We start from the raw sequence: 1,431 nt of genomic DNA, 5'->3' as shown, positions 1-1,431 counted from the left end.
GAAGGAGTCTCAATGACGAAGTCAAGCCGCCTGCGTGATTGGTGGGGCGGAGGTGAACATCCTTCCGTCACGCAGCAGTGCCCACAACACGCTCGCCCGTCGGCGGGCCAGAGCGATGACGGCCTGGACGTGCTTGCAGCCCTCGGCGCGCTTCTTGAGGTAGAAGTCCCGGTTCGGGCCCTCACGGATGATGCTGGTCTGCGCGGACATGTAGAACACCCGTCGCAGGCGGCGGCTGTAGCGCTTGGGCCGGTGGAGGTTGCCGGTGCGGCGGCCGGAGTCACGCGGGACGGGCACCAGCCCGGCCGCCGAGGCCAGATGGCCGGCATCGGTGTAGGCCGAGAGGTCCCCGGCTGCGACGACGAACTCGGCGCCGAGTATCGGGCCCATGCCGGGCATGGACTCGATGATCTCTGCCTGCGGGTGGCTGCGGAACGTCTCGCGGATCTGCTTGTCGATCCGCTTCAGCCGGTCGTCCAGGGCCAGGATCTGCGCGGCCAGGTCGGCGACGATCTGGGCGGCGACGTCCTCGCCGGGCAGCGCGGTCTTCTGGGCCTGCGCGGCCTCCAGCGCGGTCGCGGCGACCGCGTCCGCGCTTCGGACGCCGCGGTTGGCCAGCCAGGCCGTCAGGCGGGCCCGGCCACGGCGGCGGATCCCGGCGGGGGTCTGGTAACCCGTCAGCAGGACAAGCGCGCCCTTCTGCGAGCTGTAGTCGAAGGCCCGTTCCAGTGCGGGGAAGATTCCGGTCAGCACGTCGCGCAGCCGGTTGATGAGTCTCACCCGATCGGCCACCAGATCGGACCGGTGGGCGGTCAGCAGCGCGAGGTCGGCAGCCAGCTGGGCAGGCACGTCGATCGCAGCGAAGTCGTTGCGGTGGCGGGCGGTTTCGGCGATCACGTAGGCGTCGCGGGCGTCGGTCTTCGCCTCGCCCCGGTAGGCGCCCGACATGCGGTTGACCGTGCGGCCGGGAACGTAGACGGCCTGCTGGCCGTGGGCTGCGAGCAGGGCCAGCAGCAGAGCCGAGGACGTGCCGGAGATGTCCACCGCCCAGTGAACCTCGTCCGCCAGGTCGAGGATCTCGCCGAGCGCGGCCAGGACGGCCGACTCGTCGTTGTCGATCTTCTTCGACCACAAGGTCGCGCCGGTCTCGTCGACCACAGCCGCCCAGTGGTGTCCCTTACCTGCGTCGACACCGGCCCAGACCTGGGCCTTCCGCCTGCTCATTCGCCCCTCCTCGCGCCGTTCGGCATCCCGTCGGCCCGAGGAACACCCCGCTGTCATCTCCGTAATCAGCGACCACACGAAGCGCGCACATCTCAATCAGCAGCCAGGGCGCCCCGGAGAGCCGGACGGCCACTCCTTCGGAGCCACGACTGGCAAGACCCCATCAGCCACATCCGGCCCTCCCGGGCCGCCTAACAACTTACGGAG

The 1,431-nt window shown here is 69.9% G+C and carries 1 protein-coding gene; it reads right to left on the bottom strand.

The annotated features are described in order from the left end of the window. Window positions 1-21: 21 nt before the first annotated feature. Entirely contained in the window at window positions 22-1,224 is a 1,203-nt protein-coding gene (locus I3F58_RS29145) for an IS110 family transposase (protein ID WP_240111716.1), read from the bottom strand. Window positions 1,225-1,431 lie beyond the last annotated feature (207 nt).

The organism is Streptomyces sp. MUM 203J (genome assembly GCF_022414595.1).
Lineage (GTDB): Bacteria > Actinomycetota > Actinomycetes > Streptomycetales > Streptomycetaceae > Streptomyces.
The sequence above is the reverse complement of the archived record's forward strand: the minus strand, read 5'-3'. Positions and strand labels throughout refer to the sequence as shown.